At 29.3% G+C, this 1,541-nt stretch carries 2 protein-coding genes; one reads left to right on the top strand and one right to left on the bottom strand.

Going from position 1 to position 1,541, the window contains the following annotated elements:
- The first annotated feature begins 94 nt into the window (after nucleotides 1–94).
- Nucleotides 95–259 carry a hypothetical protein gene (locus B2145_RS13910; protein WP_291103405.1) on the top strand — a complete coding sequence of 55 codons (165 nt, stop codon included), beginning with the start codon at nucleotides 95–97 and terminating at the stop codon, nucleotides 257–259.
- On the opposite strand, the gene B2145_RS13905 is transcribed toward B2145_RS13910, so the two are convergent.
- Nucleotides 239–1,501, bottom strand: a complete 1,263-nt coding sequence (locus B2145_RS13905; protein ID WP_291103402.1) for a hypothetical protein — start codon at nucleotides 1,499–1,501, stop codon at nucleotides 239–241. The two genes, B2145_RS13910 and B2145_RS13905, sit on opposite strands and share 21 nt — an antisense overlap.
- Nucleotides 1,502–1,541 lie beyond the last annotated feature (40 nt).

Below are 1,541 nucleotides of genomic sequence, written 5' to 3'. Positions count from 1 at the left end.
GGTCGTACCTCTTTGGCTGGTGATCGATGTCCCACGCTACTTGTTTGTACCGATACCGAAATAGTTTTTTTAGTAATTCATAACTCAATTAATTATGAAAGACGATATTAAATTAAGCCCCGAACTCCAGCGATTTATGGAATACCATTCCATTCCCAATCTCGTCGAATTACTGAAAATTGACGATGAGAAATTACTTGAAATGGATTTATTTGGATGGAGGTTGATGCGAGAAGTTCTAGTCCTTCGTGAGTTTTAATATTTCCATTAATTTAGCATTAACTACTTCTTTAGTGGAACTTTCTACATTATGAAATTTTGTTCTTAGACTTTCGATTGCTATATTATCGGTATTTTTGGTTTTGAAATTTCTTGCAACAAATCTAATCACATCCGCTAGAATTTTATGGTCTATAATATTGGTTTCGACCAATATTTTAATAAAGAAACTTAACTGAGCAACTGAAAAAATCGTTAAAAATTTGATTTCATCTTTTTTGTGAGGGGACACCAGTAATTGATTCGTTTCTTGTTCCACTATTCTATTCAAATACTCAATTTCTTCTTCAATCCAACCTATAATTTGTTTTTTAATTGGAGGTAAGTTTGTTTTGTATTTTATAGCATTTCCACTTTGTTTTTGATTGTAGATTTTAAGTATTCGGAATAAACTGTAAATTTTTTGAGTATTATTTTCTAATGGTTCTAATTCTTGTAAAAAAGTATTAGTTAGGTATTTGAACAACTGTAATGAATTGAAATTTAGAACGAAAAGGCAATCCAAAATAGCTTCTTCCGTTAATTTTTCAAATTCAATTTGTTTGTGTAATTCTTTGATGATTTTTGTGCAGTAATTAAATTCATAGTAGGTTAATTTTCCTTGAAAATTTAAAGTTTCGATTTTGAGTAAAGGTTCATATACTAATTTCAATATTTGATCATTAATATTGCTTTTCAACAAAATTGACTTGACTTCATTGAGTTTTTTAGAAATTTCAAATTCCTTTACAAAGGTGGAACGATAGGGGATATGACCATTTTCGTTGAGGTAATTCTTGTATTCTTTTTCAATAAAACGTTGCAATTTTTGAATATAGATGTAGGTGATTTTTAAACAGTCTATTTTATCATAATCATTTGAAAATTGGTAGAGGTTTGAAACGTTTTCTGGGTTTATTTCCTTGATTAAACGTTGGGCAAGATTTTCTAGAGCATATTGTTTTTGATGGATGTACTCTTCACTTTTGATTTTTGAATTTAATTTAAAAATGCGCTCTTTATCTATTTTTTTGATTTTATAGTTTTCCTTTTTGAGTGTGTGATAACAATATAAAAAGAAACGTTGTTCTTGAGTTAAATCTTCAATTTCACAATCCTGGAATAGGTATACTGGATATTCCGGTGCAAACTGAACACCTGATTCCGGTTTAAAGTGTACAGGTGATTCCGGTTCAAAGTGAACAGTTTTTTGATGATGATTTTTAGTTGTATTATGTGGCATAAATCACATAGTATGGTCAATAAAACAATAGGATCAGTTA

Origin of the sequence: Flavobacterium sp. UBA5153 (genome assembly GCA_002413745.1) — a bacterium.
In the GTDB taxonomy this organism is placed as follows: domain Bacteria; phylum Bacteroidota; class Bacteroidia; order Flavobacteriales; family Flavobacteriaceae; genus Flavobacterium.
The sequence above is the reverse complement of the archived record's forward strand: the minus strand, read 5'-3'. Positions and strand labels throughout refer to the sequence as shown.

Excerpts from the sequence above, each read along its gene's own strand:
- B2145_RS13910 (WP_291103405.1), top strand. The coding sequence starts at position 95 with ATGAAAGACGATATTAAATTAAGCCCCGAACTCCAGCGATTTATGGAA.
- B2145_RS13905 (WP_291103402.1), bottom strand. The coding sequence starts at position 1,501 with ATGCCACATAATACAACTAAAAATCATCATCAAAAAACTGTTCACTTT.